General features: G+C 69.7%; 1 protein-coding gene. It reads left to right on the top strand.

What is annotated here, in order from left to right; genetic code table 11:
* Window positions 1-20 precede the first annotated feature (20 nt).
* On the top strand, window positions 21-1,234 hold a 1,214-nt coding region (locus tag A5758_RS24155; RefSeq protein ID WP_067745402.1), incomplete at its 3' end, for a PPE family protein.

Genomic DNA, 1,234 nt, shown 5'->3' with positions numbered 1-1,234 from the left:
GCGACGGGTTAAAGGAGTCAATGGTGTTTGATTTTGGGGCGCTTCCGCCGGAGGTTAATTCGGCGCGGATTTACGCCGGTCCAGGGTCGGGGTCGTTGATGACCGCGGCGTCGGCGTGGAATGCGATTGCCGCGGAGTTGCAGTCGGCGGCGTTGAGCTATCAGAACGTGGTGACTCAGCTTGCCAGTGAGGAGTGGGCGGGCACGGCCTCGGCGGCGATGGCGGCGGCGGCGACTCCGTATGCGGAGTGGCTGGCGACTACGGCGGCGCAGGCTGAGCAGGCGGCCGTGCAGGCCAGCGCGGCGGCGGCGGCCTATGAGGCGGCGTTTTCCTCGGTGGTGCCGCCGCCGGTGATCGCGGCCAACCGTGCCCTGGTGCAGCAGTTGCAGGCGACCAACGTGATCGGGCAGAACACCGGGGCGATCGCGCAGTTGGAGGCCCAGTACGGCGAGTTTTGGGCGCAGGATGCCGGCGCGATGGCCAACTACTCGGTGCAGTCCACGGCGGCGACCAAGGGCATCACGCAGTTCCAGGCCGCGCCGAAGGTCACCAACGATGCGGGCACGGCCACCCAGTCCAGCACGGTGGCCAACGCGGCGGCCAACACCACCGCCAGCAACACAGCCAACGTCCTGCAAAAGGCAGCGACCACCGCGCCGACGACCACCGCCCCGATCAAGGCCGCGGCTTCGACGACGAGCACCAACCCGCTGCAAGAGCTGTGGTTCCTGTTGACCGGCCAAACCGTCTTGCCGACGAACCTAGGGACACTTGTCAACGGCTACAGCCCGTTCGCCGGCTTGTTCTATAACACGGAGGGTCTGCCCTACTTCAGTACCGGTATGGCCAACACCTTCACCCAGATCTCCAAGACGGTGGGGTTGATCGGCGGTGCGGCTCCCGCGGCGGCCAAGGCCCTGCCCGGCCTGGGTGGACTCGGTGGCCTGCTCGGCGGCGGTGCCGGAGCGGTACACCCGGCCGCCGCCATCGGCGGCGCGGCCTCCATCGGTGGCAAGTTGTCGGTGCCGGTGGCCTGGACCGGCGGCCCGGCCGTGCCGGCCATGGGACACACCGCCATCCCGGTCAGCGCCATCAGCGCCGCCCCCGAAGGAGCCGGGGGACCGGGCAACCTGCTCGGCGGCATGCCCCTGGCCGGCATGGGCACCGGCACCCACGCCGGCGCCGGACCCCGATACGGATTCCGCCCCACCGTCATGGCCCGACCCCCCTTCGC

Origin of the sequence: Mycobacterium sp. 852014-50255_SCH5639931, from assembly GCF_001665605.1 — a bacterium.
GTDB lineage: Bacteria > Actinomycetota > Actinomycetes > Mycobacteriales > Mycobacteriaceae > Mycobacterium > Mycobacterium paraffinicum.
This window is presented reverse-complemented; position numbering and strand designations above follow the sequence as displayed.